Here is a 16,054-nt window from a genome sequence, read left to right on the forward strand (position 1 = left end):
AGGTGAAAAGTCATGCACGTTCCTGAGAAACCAGTTCCCTCACGGCGCTGGTGGTCATTACTCGTCATTCTCGCCGGCACCTTTATGGGGACGCTGGACATGTTTGTGGTGAATGTCGGCATCCTCTCGATTCAGCAGAGTTTGCACAGTACCTTCGCGCAAGTTGAGCTGGTCATTGCCGGTTATACTCTCTGCTATGCGGTGCTGCTCATCACAGGAGGGCGGCTGGGCGACCTGTACGGACGCAAACGACTCTTTCAATTGGGCATACTCAGTTTTACGCTGACTTCTCTGCTCTGTGGTTTGGCCCCCAACGCCACTATGCTGATTGTCTTCCGGCTTGTGCAAGGGTGTTCTGCTGCGTTGATGATCCCCCAGGTTATCGCGCTTATTCAGGTCACGTTTGCCGGTACACAACGCGCCATCGCGCTCGGGTGTTACGGGGCGACTCTCGGCCTGGCGTCAATCACCGGGCAAATCGTCGGAGGCCTCCTCATTGGCAGTAATGTTTTCGATTTCGGCTGGCGTAGCATCTTTTTCATCAACGTTCCTGTTGGCGTTCTGACTTTGCTAGCGTCTATTCCTCTGGTTCGCGAGTTCTCCCGGCGAAGTAGCCGTCATCTGGACCTGCTAGGGGTGGGAATCTTGACGATAGGACTCTTTTTGCTCGCCTATCCGCTGATCGAAGGACATGATCTTGGTTGGCCTCTGTGGACCTTCCTCTCTCTGCTCTTCTCAGTGCCAGTGTTAGCACTCTTTGTGTTCTATGAGTACAGTCTGACCCGTCGAGGAGGCTCGCCACTCGTCCCACTTGCTCTGTTCCGACAGCGCAACTTTGTTTTAGGCATGCTCACGGCCCTGGTCTTTTATAGTGCCAATGGCGCTCTGTTCTTTACACTCGCACTCTATCTGCAATTTGGGCTTGGCTTCTCACCCCTGGTTGCTGGGCTGACGTACCTGCCCATGGGCCTGGGTTTCTTCTTCACTTCACTGCTGGTCCCACGGGTTGTGTCCCTCATAGGAGGCAAGTGGGTGCTGCGTAGCGGGGCGATGGTGATGGGCATAGGCGAGCTTTGGATCATCACGGCTGTGTTGCAAGCTGGAATGCGAATATCGCAAAACCAGTTGCTCCTGCCTCTGCTGGTCTTCGGTCTGGGTGGAGGTATGATCGGCGCTCCTCTGATGAATGTCGTGTTGAGTGATATCCCATCTCAGGATGCTGGTGCAGCTTCGGGCTTATTGACGACCGCAGTCCAGCTTTCTAGCGCCATAGGAGTCGCGGTGATAGGAGTCATCTTCTTTGGCGTGTTGGGACCCACCACCCCTGGACAGATTGCTAGCCTGTCCGCTCTGCCCTATGGACAAGCCTTTGTCGCATCCGTATCGGCTCTTGTAGCGCTGGCAATCGCGACGTTGCTGTCTGTCTCGCTGCTGCGATCTCCCAAAAAAGGGCAGGGTGATACAGCCCGAGAGCAGGTGAGTGTTCCCTCCCTTCAGAAAGTGGCACCACGATAATGTGGAGAATACTCCCAAGGAGGACTGTATGGTCAAATTTCTTGTGCTCTGGAATACTCCAGAAGATCCCGTGGCCTTTGAGCGCCACTATCGCGACGTGCAGATCCCATTGATCAAACAATTACCCGGTCTGCGCCGTTACACGATTGGCCGTCACGCGACTGCTGTTCGTGGAGAAGAACCTTATTATTGGATAGCTGAGTTAGAGTGGGACAGCATGGATGAGCTCCAGAAGGCGTTCCAATCGCCTCAAGGTCAGGCCACCGCGCAAGATGCCGCCAATTTAGGCATAGCTAGCAGCACCGGATTCCGGGGCATGGTGTACGAGGTGGAAGAAGTCTAGGAGTGCGCCCGACGACACACGACCTCTTTTGCGTCTTCCTTCTCTTTTTGGTAAAGCGGGCGAGAGCACATCTTCTCGCCCGCTTTTTAGTAACAAGAGCATTCCAGCAAGCTTTCAGAAAGCAAGTAGCATGTGCGTCCTCCAGCCTGGCATCCTCCAGTTGAACTCTCATCCCTTGAGCAAACCTTTATCACACGCATCAAACGGGCGAAATTGTTTGTCTTTCTCCGTCATCACCGCCATGAGTTATTTGATGACGCTTTTCAAGAAGAACTGGCGGCGCTCTATGCCCCGAATCTCCGCTGGCACCCTCCCACTTCGCCAGGGCAATTAGCCCTGGCGACCATTGTGCAAGACTACACAGGAGTCTCTGATGATGAGGTCAGGGACCGCAACGCTGCTGGATCGGTGCTGGCAATTGGTACTGGATTGTCTGGATACTGAGCAGGCACCTTTCAGTAAAGGAACGTTCGTCGCCTTTCGCAAACGCCTCATTGATGCTCAGATGGACCGGCGGTTGATCGAACGAACCATTGAACTCGCCAGCCACACCCAGGATTTTGGATCACGGGCCTTTCGTATTACGTTTCCAGGTCTTCTCACTCATGGGCTTCCGCCTCTCGGTTCTGTTGACGCTGCTCCCACTCTTCATCAGCGTATTCGCGCTCAGCGAGCATCTTCTTCGTGCCGTTTTCTTCCTGCAACACCTCCTGTCTCCTTTCCCCTGTTGCTGGCGTGTGTGTGGAGCACCATCTTGGGATAGCCAACTGTCCCGGAGGTGAAGTAGACGAGGCAGGGATCGTCACTGCGCGTTTGTGGGCCAGTAAATGATGAGGAGGCGCTATCGACGATCTAATGGTAACTGGTCCAGCCTTCTCGTCGAGCAAGATCGGCGTCTGGTTCAATCATCACGGTATGGCGCAATGTGGGGCAGTTTGTGCGGATCTGGTCGAGCTTGGCCGCACCTTCGCTATCGGTGATGAAGCCTTTTGCCTCAGCAACGTGGATGCGATGCTCGATATCCTGCGGCGTGAGCAGCGTGGTGCAGGGGATGAAGATGGCCCCCAGCTTCATCAGCGCAAGCACGCTTTCCCACCATTCGGGGATGCGAGGCAACATGATTAAGATGGCGTCGCCCTTCTGGATGCCCAGGTGCGCAAAGGCATTTGCCGCCTTGTTGGAGCGCTCTGCAAATGTTGTAAAGGAGATATGTCGCTCGCTGCCATCTGGTCCAGCCCACATCATTGCCAGCCTGTTGGGGTCTTGTGCCCACTTGCCAATCACATCAGTTGCGAAATTGAAATACTCGGGCACTTCTAGATGAAACGAGCGTCGTTCTGCTTCATAATCGAGCATGTTTGGTGTATTTGAAGTGGTCATTGCCTGGCTCCTTTGCGATAAGCTGCTACATAAACAACGCTGTTCGGGTCTTATCTCTGGTATCATATCACGCTTGCTACAATTATGTGCTGCTGGATGTGCTGCAAATTGCCCCTGATGTATCGACCAGCCAGTGCCGATAGTTTATAGAGAGCATGTTCCTTTTCACCGATAGAAACATGCAACACAGAAGGATTGAAGGATTGTGAGAGGGATATGAAAAGAAGCTCTCAACGAAACTGGCTTTGGGGAGTCGTTATCATTGTGCTCCTGAGTCTGGTAGCACTGGGTATGTTCGGGGAGAGAGGGATAACTTTCGCCCATGATAGTTTCGCCAGCAGCCATGCCGTTCCAAATAGCAGAACCGTTACGCTCTGGATTCAAGCGACGGATTCTTGTGCGCAAGCACTTTCTGGGGGAAACTTCATTGTTCAGGGGCCAGGGACAAATATCACAACAGGACTGACAGGTGGAGCCAGCCCTAAAACATTGCCAGCCTATAAAACAATGCCTCGTGCTCAAAGACATTGTCCCGTCAATCAGGGAACATGTGTCAAATTTTCGGCGGGCTGTGTCTCTCTGGCCGTTCCTGTCCCCGCTACTGGCACAGCACAATATACAGTCACTACCAATAGACTGCCGCCTGGACATGGTACAAATGTGAGCTATGCCCCCTGTGAGGGAGGCCCGGCGTGCCATATGGATGAGCAGAAGCAGCCCATCAAAGAGGTCGCATTTGTGACGGTTGCTGCGAATGGATCGGTTCAAGCATGGACGCGCAACACGGAACCCGATGGCTATGTAGACAGGTGGCCTGCGAGCGATTTTTTTTCCGCGACCCCGCGTAACCCAATCATGTTTCACTATTTTGGCGTTGCAGCGAGCGCGCATGGTCCATTTACCTGCGATGGCGACGGCGATGCCGACGACTTCATGACAGGAACCAGTAAATGGGCTCACTGCGATAATGACGGCGACAAAAAACACTAAATCGTGATGATTGGCGAAAAGATTTTAATAAGTTCTTTCTGCACTGTTTATTTGAGCAGGAAGAACTTATTATTTTATGCTACCTGAGACTGTTTGTATTTATCTATGCACGGGTGAGTAAGAGTGCCAGTGGAAAACAACGACATGCCTTGACACGTGGCGGATGAGATTCGTATCATTATGTGTATATGTGTAGAGGCAGAAGACGGAGCGTAATCTCTTGTAGAGCGTTGTTGTTTCAAAGATGAAAGGTCTCTCTGTACAATGAATAATATCTTTCGGCTGCTGGCCGACGAAGAGAAGTTTACCGACGAATTGTTCGCATTCGTGACCGACCACAATGCTGATAGCCGCAACGAGCGGGCCATCGTTAGCGTCTTGCATGAAGTTGCGCCGCAGATCGTCGATGTTGCCGAGTGTATGATTATCGACGGCGTGGACGAGCGGCACTATGTTGCGGATTATGTTCGCGCTATCCTGGGCGGTCAGGGCTTTTACGATTGATTGTCCCTGATTCTCTTGCGTGTAACGACAATCTTTCCTGATTATTGTAACAAAAAAGGGATCAAGATGTGTTTTGAGCAATAGCCATGAGGGATTGTCGCTACGCGGACTTTTTGGTATACTTGAAACGAGAAGGAAGAAAGTTCTTCAGGTAACTGGCGAAAGACGTGGATAAACCACGAGGGAGCCTGAAGAGCAAGTAAACGTTAACCTATCAGTCGTTCGCCTGGGCTGTGGCACCATTGGTGCCTTTTTTTATTGTCAAAAGAGCAGAAAGGCTGAGCAAATTTTATGCTGAATGAAAAAATTGCGTTACATACTCCTGGTCCGACGCCCATTCCTCCCCAGGTAAGTGCTGCCATGACGCAGCCGATGATCAATCATCGTGGCGAAGGCTTCTCTCGTCTGTATCGCGATATCACCGCGAAGTTGCAGACGGTTTTTCAAACGAAAGAACAGGTCTATGTGCTGGCTGGCTCGGGAAGTGCTGGTTGGGAGACGGCGATGGTCAATTTCGTGCCTGCCGGTGCAAAGGTTCTCAATATAGTGATTGGCGATTTTGGCGAGCGCTGGGTCAAGGCGAATCGCGCTCTGGGTTATCAGGTGGAGCGCCTGGACTATGCGATTGGCACCGCATCTCGCCCGGAAGATGTTGATACGTTCCTGAGCAAGCAGGAGGGGGCAATTCAAGCCGTCTGTTTGCAGCACAATGAGACCAGCACTGGCGTCTCCAATCCCGTCCACGAGATCGCGCAAGTCGTCGCCAAACATGGAGCGCTGGTTCTTGTGGATGCCGTTTCGAGCCTGGGAGCGCTGCCTCTGCCGATGGACGAGTGGGGACTGGATGTTGTTTTCACAGGTTCGCAGAAGGCATTGATGTGTCCTCCGGGGCTGATGATGATTGCTGCCAGCCAGAAAGCCTGGGCGCGGGCCGAGAAAGCCAATGCGCCGCGCTTCTTCTTTGACCTGAAAGGGCATCGCGATGGCTTTGCGAAGGGTCAGACACCACAAACGCCAGCTATCTCACTGCTCTACGGTTTGCAGGCCGCGTTGCAGATGGTGCTGGAAGAGGGGATCGAGCAGGGGCAGGAGCGGCATCGCTTGATGGGCGAGATGGCTCGTGCAGGAGCACAGGCGACTGGATTAGAGCTGCTGTGTCAGGATGAGGGCTTTGCCTCGAACACCGTAACGGCAGTCAAAATTCCCCAGGGCGTGGAGGCCTCAACATTCCGCAAAGCAGCACAGAAGAGCTTCGGCGTGGTGCTAGCCGGTGGGCAGGGCAAGATCATGAAGGATATGATCTTCCGCATCGGGCATATGGGCTATGTGACGCCAAACGACGTCCTGGTCGCGCTAGCAGCTGTGGAGAACAGCCTCGCTCTGCTGGGTTATCCCGTACAGGTGGGTAACGCAGTTGCCGCAGCCCAGCGAGTATGGCTGCTCCAGGTCAGCGCCAATAAATAGTTGTTTGTTTCAATCTCTCAGCGTTACAGGAGGCGAGCGCAGGTCTCTTTCAGGCTTCTAGCTCGTACATGACATTGGCGATGGCGGCGATGGCGGCGGTTTCGGCTCGCAGAATGCGCGGTCCCAGGCTCACGCTCTGGACACCGTGCCGTTTTGCCAGCGCGACCTCTTCCGCCATCAAGCCGCCTTCCGGTCCGATAAATAGCACAATAGTTTGCGGCTTCGGAGACTGCTCTTGCAAGGTTGTACGCAAATTGACGCCATGCTCTTCTTCCCAGGGCATCAGTGCCAGCGCATCAGATGGAATATCGTTTAGCGTGTGCATCAGCGGACGAATAGGTGATAAGGTTGGGACACGTGAGCGCCCACACTGCTCGGTGGCCTCTTGCAGAATGCGTTGCCAGCGCTGCAATTTTGATGGTCCAGCATCTTCCAGCCCCGCCATTGAGCGACGACAGAGCGTAGGCACAAAAGCTGTAACGCCCAGCTCTGTTCCCTTCTCCAAAATCAACTCAAAGCGTGCCGATTTCAATAGCCCCTGACACAGAATGATCTGAACCGCCGATTCGCGCTGACCTGCTCTCCTCTCTTGAATGGTCACTTCAACGCCCGCTCGACTGCTTTTCATAACAGAACAGATGATCTCGTCCCCGCTATTGTCGAGCAAGATCAGAGCCTCGCCAATTGCCAGGCGCAGCACATCGCGCACCTGATGAGCCAGCTTATCAGGCAGGGTGAGCGTTTCGCTCGGTTGTAGGGAATGCGATGGTGGTATGAAAAAGCGATGCATCGTCTCTTACGACCGCCGTTTCCGCAAGACCAGCACCATCCAGTCTTCGATCATGCGCTGTTCGACCAGTTCCAATCCCGCCTCTAACAGTGGAGCTTCGGCATCCTGACGGCGTGCTTCGATGATGCCACTGGCGATCAGCAGGCCATCGGGTGCCAGCACTTGCGCGAGTTGAGGGGCGATAGAGCCGATGATATGGGCGATGATATTGGCAAGAACCAGGTCGTACTGACCGGCCATGCGCTGTGCTGTCTCTTCGTCAAGCGTTCCCAGCACAACCTCGATGCGCTCGCTCTGCCCATTGAGAGCCGCGTTTTCCGTCGCACTCTCGACCGCCACGCTGCTATTATCGATGGCATAGACATGCTCTGCCCCCAACTTGGCGGCAGCAAGCGCCAGGATGCCTGAACCGGTGCCTACATCCAGCACATGCATGCCGGGGCGTGTGTGCTGTTCGACTTGTTCCAGACAGAGGCGCGTGGTGGGGTGCAGACCGGTACCAAAGGCCATGCCAGGATCAAGCGTGATGACGACCTCTTCATCTTTGGGCGTATACTCGCGCCACGATGGACGGATGATGATGCGCTTGCCGATCTGGGTGACGTGGAAGTGCTCTTTCCAGGCGTTGGCCCAATCTTCCTCGTTGACCGATTTTGTTTCCAGATTGCCGACAAAGTGAGCGCCGATGCTGGCAAAGTGCCATAGCCCTTCGCTGATCCGCTGACGGGCTTCTTCTTCGGTGCCATCCATCGGCACATAGGCGTGGACCGTGACAGGCTCGCCCTCGCGCACACGATAGGCCTGTCCATCCTCGATCAATTCGATAGGTTCTTCAATGACCACCCCTTCGCTGCTGTAGCGGCTCATCAGTTCGCTAACCGATTCCACCGCATCGGGATGGACCTTTACCGTTAGTTCTAACCAGTGCATTCTCTACGATTCCAATCTATATGAATGATAGATGCATCTGGCAATTGAAGGGAAAATTTGAGGATACAGAGGATCTTGGGTCACACGTAGCGACAAGGGGTGTTTGGGGGTCTTGGTGGGGGCCTTGCGCTTGTCGCCCTCCCCAGGCTGTTTCACCTCTCGTGCTTGTCCAACGACAAGCGCAAGGCCCCCGCATCCTCTCCTCGCCGCCCCTTGTCGCTACGTGTGGTGGGAACCTTCCTCCTCTCCCCTCCTTCTTTCCCAGATGCACCAATGATGAGATTTCACAAAATAACCCGATGTCTTTATGCAAGGGCAATACTGCAATAATCATAGGTTGTTTTGATGTCAAAGCCGCACGAGCGATACAGCTGAAAGGCGCGCTCGTTGGTGACATCTACATCGAGCATAATTGTTTTCTGACTCTGCTCTGCTCGAACCGCGTAAATTGCTTCTTCAAGTATCTGGCGACCGTAGCCGCGACCCTGATAATCGGGGATGACGGCAAAACTGTAGATGCCGATCTCATCATGCATCTCGTTCAGCCTCAGCATGCCAACAGGTTCGTGACAACCAACCTCGTTGTCGCCAAAGATCGCGATATAATAGTGATTCACCGGATCTTGTATTCGTTGTTGGATGACTGGCTCTTCAACCTCTACCAGCGTGCCTTCGGTGGCGGACATAATAGTTGCCAGTGCTGCGATGTCATCGCTGTCGGCTGGACGAAAGGCAAGGCGATCATCGAACCGGTTGCGCGGCTGAAAATTGGTAAGGATCATCTCATGTTCGGAGAAGGCATGGTGAGCACCGACCGACTCAACAAAGGCTTTGCCAGAGGAGGAACGCTGCTCGCAAATCAGCAACAACTCGTGAACGCCATGCCCAGTATATTCTTCCCGGGCTGTCTGCAATAACGTGCGTGCGATGCCCTGACGCCTCTGTGCCGGATGCACCATGCCAGTTAGTTCGCGCTCATCGTTGCCGAAGCCATAGGCCATGAGATATCCGACCAGCTCATCATTTTGGTAATAGAGAAAATCGCTAACCTCAGCGCCAGAGCGGTTTGCAAGCAGATTCCAGTCGAGCCGCATATATAACTCGTCATGACGGTTACAAAGTTCAGTAAGTTGTTGAATGGCGACCAATTCTTCGGTCGTCAGTGTCCGCTTTTTCACCAGATTGTGTTGTCGGGCTTCAGTCATGATGTGGCTCTCTTTGCTGGCACTATGCGTACGTCTTTTGCTCTTTAGTAAAGATGTTGCTATTCTACCATGCGAGAGCAACGCAAAGAAGACTGATTAATGAAATGTTCCTTTCAAAAGCGGGACGGTAGTTCGTAGTCGAGCGATTTATCACGTTGGGGGAGCCGCTTGTGAAGCCGAACCAACGTGATAAATCGCTCGACTACGAACTACCTTATTCTTAGATTGTTTAGAAGACGGCAGGCTCCATGTAGTCGCCGAAGGCAGAGCGGAAGACCTCTGTGATCTCGCCGAGCGTGGCATAGGCTTTGGCCGCCTCGATAATGGCTGGCATAGTATTTTCGGTTCCGTCACACACGCGTTTAAGTTGATCCAATGCTCTTCTCACAGCCGTTTGGTTGCGCTCCTGGCGCACACGCTTGAGCCGTGCCAGATGCACTTTTTCGCCCTCGTAGTCCACATAGAGTGTTGGCACCTTGATGGCTTCGTCCAGCACATAGTCGTTGACACCAACGATCGTACGTTGATGCTGCTCGATCTCTTGCTGATAGCGATAGGCGGATTCGGCGATTTCGCGCTGGAAAAAGCCGTTCTGGATGCAGGCCAGGACGCCGCCCAACGACTCGATACGGTTGATATAGTCTAATGCAGCCTGTTCGGTCTGGTCGGTCAGGTTCTCGATAAAGTAGGAGCCGCCAAGAGGATCGACCGTGTTAGTAGCTCCGCTCTCGCAGGCGATGATCTGTTGTGTGCGCAGGGCGATCAGGGCGGCTTTCTCGGTCGGAAGTGCCAGTGCCTCGTCGAGCGAATTGGTGTGGAGTGATTGTGTACCGCCAAGCACCGCTGACAATGCTTGAATAGTGGTGCGGACGATATTGTTTTCGGGCTGCTGTGCTGTGAGCGAGACACCAGCGGTCTGAGCGTGGCAGCGCATCATCCACGAGCGCGGATCTTGCGCGCCGTAGCGTTCGCGCATCAATCGTGCCCACAGGCGGCGTCCGGCGCGAAACTTGGCGATCTCTTCAAAGAAATCGTTATGGACATCGAAGAAGAAGGAGAGGCGCGGCGCGAACTCGTCGATCTTGAGTCCCCGCTTGAGGGTAGATTCCACATAGGCCAGTCCATCTGCCAGCGTGAAGGCGAGTTCCTGTACAGCGGTGGCTCCGGCTTCGCGAATGTGATAGCCGCTGATGCTGATAGTGTTCCAGCGTGGCATGAAGCGCGTACCAAACTCGATGGTATCGACCACCAGGCGCATCGATGGCTCAGGTGGGAAGAGAAACTCTTTTTGCGCGATATACTCTTTCAAAATATCGTTTTGCAGCGTGCCGCCCAGCTTTGCGCGAGGGAAGCCGCGCTTTTCGGCATTAACGATATACATGGCCCAGATAGCCGAAGCGGGACTATTGATGGTCATAGAGGTAGTGATTTTGTCTAGAGGCAGATCGGCGAAGAGCAGTTCCATATCGGCCAGGGAAGAGATAGCGACGCCGCACTTGCCAAACTCGCCTGCTGCTAGAGGATGATCGGTATCGTAGCCATACAGAGTTGCCATGTCGAAAGCGGTCGAGAGGCCGGTCTGTCCTTGCTTGAGTAGATATTTGAAGCGCGCGTTGGTATCTTCAGCAGTCCCAAAGCCTGCGAACATGCGCATTGTCCAGGGTTTTGCGCGATACATGGTTGGTTGGACGCCGCGCGTATAGGGATAGGTGCCGGGGAAGCCCAGGTCGCGACTATAGTCGAGCGAGGCGTTGTCGAGAGGAGTATAGAGGCGCTCTATGGGAACGCTGGAGGTCGTCATAAGATCTGGGCGCTCGGGAATGCGTTCGCTGGCCTGTTTGAGTGTGGTCGCCTCCCAGGTGTTGCGTTGAAAGGTAAGTTGTTCTAATGTCTCCTGATCGAACAGGGAATGTTGTTGTATTGCAGGCTGCTCTGACGGCGTTGTCGATTGCGGCTCAATCATGGTGTAAGGCTCCTCTATGAGTTACAAGGCGAGTGATCGCGGCAAATTCTGCTATGCTACCGCTTATGCTTATTGTACCATACCCCCTCTCAGGTTCTCTGGAACATAATAGCAGAGTCTATTGACGTTGATCTTTTCGTCGTGTTATCATCACTTTTATGAACAGTAAAGTGTTGCGCCAGATCAAAGAGGACACCACCTCTCACTGGCATACCTACTACAACCCCTATCGGCGACACATCTCACACAATGTGGCCGCATAAGCCTGGCGCTTTTGCTTATGCGGCGAAAGTAGCGCCGACGAATCGACTCTAGCTCACCTTTTGTGCGTGAGCCAGGGCTGATTCCGTGTACTATAACGCGCTACTCTAGCTCTTCCCTTCCCTGTATATAACTTACCGTTGCTCAGCGCTGCTCTTCTCTGCATGGCGACACGTCAGGTACTTTCACCCCTCTTTCCCTTATTGTGTCTATTGCACACTGTCTAAAGGAGTACCTGTATCCCATGAACGAGACCTCTCTCGATATGTCTGTGACGACCGGCCAATTGCAGGCACCTGTCGTACCCTGGCGGCGCTGGCTGTTGGCTTTTGATGCCTATAATGCCACCACCAATCTCGCTTTTACCAGTGCGATCTGGGTCATTTACCTGGCGGCACATGGCTATAGCCCCCTGGCAATCGGGCTGTTTGAGACGCTGTTCCACGTTGCCAAATTTGTTGCTGAGATTCCAACAGGGGTCTTCGCCGATCTATTGGGCAGGCGCAAGAGCCTGATCGTCTATTGTTTGATCTGTATTGTTGAAACTCTGCTTTTGCTTGTGCCGACGCTGCCCCTGCTGATTCTCAGCTTCATGCTGGCTGGTATCGCGTTTGCATTTCGCGGTGGTGCTGATAACGCTCTGTTGTGGACACTGGCTGGCTATGCCGATCCTGAGCGACAGGAGACACGCTATAGCAAGCTGGTCAGTCGCATGTTTTTGATCAGTCTGGTAGGGGAAGTGGTCGGCACATCTTGTGGCGGCTATCTGGGAAGCATCTTGCAAGTTCTGCCGTTTGTCTGTCGTGCCAGTATGATGGCGCTTGCAATCGTGCCTCTGTTGTTTTTGCCCGAACAGAAAGCGGGGCCAACACAGGAGAAACATATAACACGTCCACGTCCTATACAACACCTTTTGCAAGGGGTGCGTGCAGTCTGGAGCAGCCCGGCTTTGTTGGGCCTGTTATTGATCTCAGGGTTGACTGAAGGGTGCTGGCAAACGATCTACTTCTATTATCAGCTCTACCTGCATGGCCTGGGTTTTGCGCTCAGCAGCATCGGCCTGATTGTCGCGGTCAGCATGGGCTGTAATTTCCTGTTTACAGCGCTTGCTCCCTGGATTATGCGCTTGCTGCCTGAACGACGACTGGTGCCGCTCTGCGTGGGGATGCAGGTTGCTGGTTTGCTGCTCATGAGCTTGCCATTCTCGCCGCTACTGAGCGTGTTTGGCTATCTCGTGCCATTTCAGGCGGCGTTGGCAATTCTGGGATCAGCTATGAGTACCTATATCAATGTGCGTAGCCCCGAAGAGCAGCGAGCAACCGTCCTTTCGTTCCAGACGGGCGTGTTCAGCGCTGCTATGATCGTTCTCTTTCCACTGTTCGGTCTGGGCATCTCAAATGTTTCGTATAGTACGGTCTATCTCTGGACGCTGATCACGTTAAGCGTGGGCAGCATTGCGATAGGCGTGCTGGTCTGGAGGCTCAAAAAGACGAGGCGAAGTGGCGCTCAAGCCATGTGAGCGATAGCGCCAGGTTCGATTTATTGAGCGCGCGAGGGAGGAGGCTGCGGAACTGGATAGGATGCAGCGGCGGGAACTTTCGCCAGCTTTCTCCCCAGCAGGCCACCGAGGGCACCCATGCCAGCACCGAGCCCAATCGCAAAGAACAGACCGATTACGGAATTGACGATGATGCCAGCGAAAACGGCTTCGTTACTATACTGATAGCCGAGATTGAAGAGATCAGCTGCCTGTTGGGCGCGCTGGCGGGAGCTATCGAGGGCGAACTGAATAATGATCAGTTGCGCGATCAGGGATAGCACGCCGCCGATAGTAGCCGCGAAATAGCCTGCCATCGAGCCACGATTGACCTGTCCCGTTTGCCGTGAAGCCAGCATGCCAACCACAAAGAAGAGGACAAGCGAGAGGAGAAGGTTGAGAATTCCGGCGATGGTGCTTGCATAATCATGAGTATCGAAATCGTTGATCAGCACTGCAATAATTTGTAAACCGGTAAAGATCCCGGCCCAGATCAGGCCGTAGCGAAGGGCAACTGTTCCGGTATCCTGCTGATGTGTCTGTTGTTGCATCGTATGCTTCTCTCCATTCGGTTAAGGATGTAGTGATTATAGTAGACTGCAGAGGAGAGATCAATTATAGAAGAAGGGATAGGGCGAGAGGGACTCGAACCCTCACGACCTTGCGGTCAAGAGATTTTAAGTCTCTAGTGTCTACCGATTTCACCATCGCCCCAGAGTGACTCTCAAGATACTACCATGTTCTGGTGATTTCGTCAATCACTTTTCTCTATCATTTTTCCTCGTGCGGTTATTACCATCTAAGAAACGAAAAATACTACCTCTTATTCAAATTATTGACGCTGCTTGCAAGATAGGAGATAATAGGTGTCGTGCGGAAGTGAAAAATAGTTCATATAGAGGAATCAACCAGGTAAACGCCCTATGAGTAATGGTGTTAACAGCACAAATCTTTCCCCAGAGCAGGTTGTACGGGGAGTGTATGACGTGATTGTAGTTGGTGCCGGTCACGCCGGTTGTGAGGCCGCTCTTGCTAGCGCCCGCATGGGCCGCAAGACCTTGCTGCTCACGATGAATCTGGACAGTGTTGCGTTAATGCCTTGTAATCCTTCAATGGGCGGACCCGCCAAAGGCCATCTCATCAAAGAAATCGACGCCCTCGGCGGCGAGATCGGACGCAATACCGACCGCACCTTTATTCAGATCCGTTTGTTGAATACCAGCAAAGGACCGGCAGTGCAAGCGTTGCGCGCTCAATGCGATAAGCAAGCCTACCGCCTCGCTATGAAATTTGTGCTGGAGAGCCAGCCCGATCTCGAATTGAAACAGGCCACCATCGCACGCTTGCTCAGTCATACACGTGAAGATGGGCGACATGTCATTACTGGCGTCGTCACCAATAACGGTTGGAGCTACGAGGCGAAATCGGTTATTCTCACGACGGGCACCTTCATCAATGGTCGTCTGGTGGTTGGCGAGAAGACGCAGCCGGGCGGACGTGCCGGAGAAGGCCCAGCACTGGGCATCTCCGATTCGTTGCGTGCGCTGGGTCTGGAGATTCGTCGCTTCAAGACCGGTACACCGCCGCGTGTGGATGCGCGCACCATCGATTTTAGCAAGACCGAGCCACAGCCAGGTAGTCGTGTTCCTCTCTACTTCTCGAAAGATCCCACAGCACGCGAAGATGTACAGTTGCCCGGTGGACGCCCCAGCCCGATTTATCCCACAACAGACGAAGACCTCCACGGCTGGCGACCACAGTTGCCTTGCTATCTGGTTCGCACCACTGATAAGACCCATCAGATTATTCGCGACAACCTACATCGCTCGCCCCTCTATACCGGCCTGATCGAAGGTGTTGGCCCGCGCTACTGTCCCTCGATTGAAGACAAGATCGTGCGCTTCGCCGATAAGGTCTCACACCAGATTTTCCTGGAGCCGGAGGGTTGGCGTACGGGTGAGGTCTATGTGCAGGGCATGAATACCAGCCTGCCGGAAGATGTGCAGTTGGAGATGCTGCGCAGTATTCCTGCTCTGGAGAAGGCTGAGATTATGCGCGTCGGCTATGCGGTCGAGTATGACTATGTGCCTCCTGTACAGTTGTTGCCAACACTGGAAACCAAGCCGGTTGCTGGCCTCTTTCTAGCGGGACAGATCAATGGAACCTCGGGCTATGAGGAGGCGGCAGCTCAGGGCATTATGGCTGGCATCAATGGCGCATTGTATGCACGTGGCGAAGATGGCTTTGTGCTCGGACGCCACGAAGCCTATATCGGCGTGCTGATTGATGATCTGGTCACGCGACCCATGAGCGAACCTTATCGTCTGCATACATCTCGCGCTGAGCACAGATTGTTGCTGCGGCCAGATAGCGCTGATCTCCGCCTGAGCGATGTCGCCTATCGCCTGAGCTTGATCGATGAGCAGCGCTATATGCAGGTTGTAGAAAAACGTGCAGCTATTCAGCAAACGCTTTCTCAGCTCGATTCACTGGTGTTCACTTCCTCGCGATTGGTCGAGACATGCGCGCAAGAGGCCGGGATTGCTCCGTTGGGACAGATGCTTTCAGCGCGCGAACTGTTGCGGCGACCAGAGGTAAGTTACTCGCAGGTAGCACATATGTCGCAGCAAGTATATAGCAAGCGCGAAGAGCAGCGTTCTCGCATAGAAGCTCTGCCAGTTCTCTCTATAGAGGCAGCGGAGGAGATCGAACTACAGGTCAAATATGAGAGCTATGTACGCAAGCAGGAGCAACTGGTCCATCGCACGTTGAAGCTGGAAGAGATGCGTATTCCTGAGGCATTGAATTATCAGGATATCGCGCACCTGCGTACAGAAGCGCGCCAGAAGCTGGCTCGGACGATGCCGCGCACGGTTGGTCAGGCAGCGCGTGTAGAAGGAGTGACACCAGCAGACGTTGCAATTCTCATGATTTACCTGGAGAAGCAGCGGGCCACAAGAGCCTCCTCTTGACATATGTTGCAACAAACGTGTACCATACGCATGTTCGTAGAACTCAAAATGTATCAACCATTGTGCTGTCAGCAGGAGTGCGATTGGCAAGTCGTCTGTCATCATCGTATAAGAGGCTTGAAATGCCCGTTAGCTGCGCTGGCTGTCAGCTGAGCAGAAATGAAGATGGCCATCTGTGCCTCCCCCCTCAGATGGACTGA

General features: G+C 53.6%; 14 protein-coding genes, 1 tRNA gene, 1 pseudogene and 1 riboswitch. Of the genes and pseudogenes, 9 read left to right on the forward strand and 7 right to left on the reverse strand.

Annotated elements, in window-relative coordinates; all coding sequences use genetic code 11:
- Window positions 1-12 precede the first annotated feature (12 nt).
- From K3T83_RS21600 to K3T83_RS56320, 4 genes are all read left to right on the forward strand, one after another.
- A complete protein-coding gene (locus K3T83_RS21600; protein WP_220205008.1) occupies window positions 13-1,515 on the forward strand; it encodes an MFS transporter in 1,503 nt (500 codons plus the stop codon).
- A 28-nt stretch (window positions 1,516-1,543) separates the two neighbouring features.
- Complete coding sequence (locus K3T83_RS21605; RefSeq protein WP_220205009.1) at window positions 1,544-1,858, forward strand: EthD family reductase; 315 nt, start codon at window positions 1,544-1,546, stop codon at window positions 1,856-1,858.
- A gap of 132 nt (window positions 1,859-1,990) precedes the next feature.
- Window positions 1,991-2,302, forward strand: a complete 312-nt coding sequence (locus K3T83_RS21610) for a hypothetical protein (RefSeq protein WP_220205010.1) — start codon at window positions 1,991-1,993, stop codon at window positions 2,300-2,302.
- Window positions 2,232-2,621: a hypothetical protein gene (locus K3T83_RS56320; RefSeq protein ID WP_236065159.1), complete on the forward strand. Its 390-nt coding sequence runs from the start codon at window positions 2,232-2,234 to the stop codon at window positions 2,619-2,621. The genes K3T83_RS21610 and K3T83_RS56320 overlap by 71 nt, the downstream gene beginning before the upstream one ends.
- Here the strand turns inward: K3T83_RS56320 and K3T83_RS56325 are convergent.
- Window positions 2,525-3,304: pseudogene (locus K3T83_RS56325) on the reverse strand (AMP-binding protein). The gene K3T83_RS56320 and the pseudogene K3T83_RS56325 overlap by 97 nt on opposite strands.
- Window positions 3,305-3,454: 150 nt before the next feature.
- Here K3T83_RS56325 and K3T83_RS21625 point away from each other — a divergent pair.
- The 3 genes from K3T83_RS21625 to K3T83_RS21635 all read left to right on the forward strand — a co-directional run bounded on the left by K3T83_RS21625 (window position 3,455) and on the right by K3T83_RS21635 (window position 6,196).
- Window positions 3,455-4,228, forward strand: coding sequence for a hypothetical protein (locus K3T83_RS21625; RefSeq protein ID WP_220205012.1), 774 nt, complete (start codon window positions 3,455-3,457; stop codon window positions 4,226-4,228).
- A 264-nt stretch (window positions 4,229-4,492) separates the two neighbouring features.
- Window positions 4,493-4,732 carry a hypothetical protein gene (locus K3T83_RS21630; RefSeq protein ID WP_220205013.1) on the forward strand — a complete coding sequence of 80 codons (240 nt, stop codon included), beginning with the start codon at window positions 4,493-4,495 and terminating at the stop codon, window positions 4,730-4,732.
- Window positions 4,733-4,873: 141 nt separating this feature from the next.
- A riboswitch (ZMP/ZTP riboswitch) is annotated at window positions 4,874-4,971 on the forward strand.
- A 52-nt stretch (window positions 4,972-5,023) separates the two neighbouring features.
- Window positions 5,024-6,196 carry a pyridoxal-phosphate-dependent aminotransferase family protein gene (locus K3T83_RS21635; protein WP_220205014.1) on the forward strand — a complete coding sequence of 391 codons (1,173 nt, stop codon included), beginning with the start codon at window positions 5,024-5,026 and terminating at the stop codon, window positions 6,194-6,196.
- A 49-nt stretch (window positions 6,197-6,245) separates the two neighbouring features.
- On the opposite strand, the gene K3T83_RS21640 is transcribed toward K3T83_RS21635, so the two are convergent.
- The 4 genes from K3T83_RS21640 to K3T83_RS21655 form a co-directional block, all read right to left on the reverse strand.
- Window positions 6,246-6,986, reverse strand: coding sequence for a 16S rRNA (uracil(1498)-N(3))-methyltransferase (locus K3T83_RS21640; protein WP_220205015.1), 741 nt, complete (start codon window positions 6,984-6,986; stop codon window positions 6,246-6,248).
- A gap of 6 nt (window positions 6,987-6,992) precedes the next feature.
- Window positions 6,993-7,916, reverse strand: a complete 924-nt coding sequence (prmA, locus tag K3T83_RS21645; protein ID WP_220205016.1) for a 50S ribosomal protein L11 methyltransferase — start codon at window positions 7,914-7,916, stop codon at window positions 6,993-6,995.
- Between the two features lie 305 nt (window positions 7,917-8,221).
- Window positions 8,222-9,121: a GNAT family N-acetyltransferase gene (locus tag K3T83_RS21650; RefSeq protein ID WP_220205017.1), complete on the reverse strand. Its 900-nt coding sequence runs from the start codon at window positions 9,119-9,121 to the stop codon at window positions 8,222-8,224.
- A 229-nt stretch (window positions 9,122-9,350) separates the two neighbouring features.
- The gene (locus K3T83_RS21655) at window positions 9,351-11,084 is read right to left on the reverse strand and encodes an acyl-CoA mutase large subunit family protein (RefSeq protein ID WP_220205018.1); all 1,734 of its coding nucleotides are present in this window, start codon (window positions 11,082-11,084) and stop codon (window positions 9,351-9,353) included.
- 505 nt (window positions 11,085-11,589) lie between these two features.
- Between K3T83_RS21655 and K3T83_RS21660 the strand changes: the two genes are divergently transcribed.
- A complete protein-coding gene (locus K3T83_RS21660) occupies window positions 11,590-12,864 on the forward strand; it encodes an MFS transporter (protein ID WP_220205019.1) in 1,275 nt (424 codons plus the stop codon).
- A 20-nt stretch (window positions 12,865-12,884) separates the two neighbouring features.
- Here the strand turns inward: K3T83_RS21660 and K3T83_RS21665 are convergent, their stop codons facing one another.
- A complete protein-coding gene (locus K3T83_RS21665; RefSeq protein WP_220205020.1) occupies window positions 12,885-13,433 on the reverse strand; it encodes a hypothetical protein in 549 nt (182 codons plus the stop codon).
- Between the two features lie 79 nt (window positions 13,434-13,512).
- Window positions 13,513-13,596: transfer RNA gene (locus K3T83_RS21670), tRNA-Leu, on the reverse strand.
- 209 nt (window positions 13,597-13,805) lie between these two features.
- On the opposite strand from K3T83_RS21670, the gene mnmG reads away from it, so the two are divergent.
- Window positions 13,806-15,854, forward strand: coding sequence for a tRNA uridine-5-carboxymethylaminomethyl(34) synthesis enzyme MnmG (gene mnmG, locus K3T83_RS21675; protein WP_220205021.1), 2,049 nt, complete (start codon window positions 13,806-13,808; stop codon window positions 15,852-15,854).
- The last annotated feature ends 200 nt before the right edge of the window (window positions 15,855-16,054 follow it).

This window comes from Reticulibacter mediterranei (genome assembly GCF_016587455.1).

Bases quoted from the DNA above. Each gene is read 5' to 3' on its own strand.
- K3T83_RS21605 (WP_220205009.1), top strand. From the start codon at position 1,544: ATGGTCAAATTTCTTGTGCTCTGGAATACTCCAGAAGATCCCGTGGCC.
- K3T83_RS21630 (WP_220205013.1), top strand. From the start codon at position 4,493: ATGAATAATATCTTTCGGCTGCTGGCCGACGAAGAGAAGTTTACCGAC.
- K3T83_RS21635 (WP_220205014.1), top strand. From the start codon at position 5,024: ATGCTGAATGAAAAAATTGCGTTACATACTCCTGGTCCGACGCCCATT.
- K3T83_RS21655 (WP_220205018.1), bottom strand. From the start codon at position 11,084: ATGATTGAGCCGCAATCGACAACGCCGTCAGAGCAGCCTGCAATACAA.
- K3T83_RS21660 (WP_220205019.1), top strand. From the start codon at position 11,590: ATGAACGAGACCTCTCTCGATATGTCTGTGACGACCGGCCAATTGCAG.
- K3T83_RS21640 (WP_220205015.1), bottom strand. From the start codon at position 6,986: ATGCATCGCTTTTTCATACCACCATCGCATTCCCTACAACCGAGCGAA.
- K3T83_RS21665 (WP_220205020.1), bottom strand. From the start codon at position 13,433: ATGCAACAACAGACACATCAGCAGGATACCGGAACAGTTGCCCTTCGC.
- K3T83_RS21625 (WP_220205012.1), top strand. From the start codon at position 3,455: ATGAAAAGAAGCTCTCAACGAAACTGGCTTTGGGGAGTCGTTATCATT.
- mnmG (WP_220205021.1), top strand. From the start codon at position 13,806: ATGAGTAATGGTGTTAACAGCACAAATCTTTCCCCAGAGCAGGTTGTA.
- K3T83_RS21600 (WP_220205008.1), top strand. From the start codon at position 13: ATGCACGTTCCTGAGAAACCAGTTCCCTCACGGCGCTGGTGGTCATTA.
- K3T83_RS56320 (WP_236065159.1), top strand. From the start codon at position 2,232: ATGATGAGGTCAGGGACCGCAACGCTGCTGGATCGGTGCTGGCAATTG.
- prmA (WP_220205016.1), bottom strand. From the start codon at position 7,916: ATGCACTGGTTAGAACTAACGGTAAAGGTCCATCCCGATGCGGTGGAA.
- K3T83_RS21650 (WP_220205017.1), bottom strand. From the start codon at position 9,121: ATGACTGAAGCCCGACAACACAATCTGGTGAAAAAGCGGACACTGACG.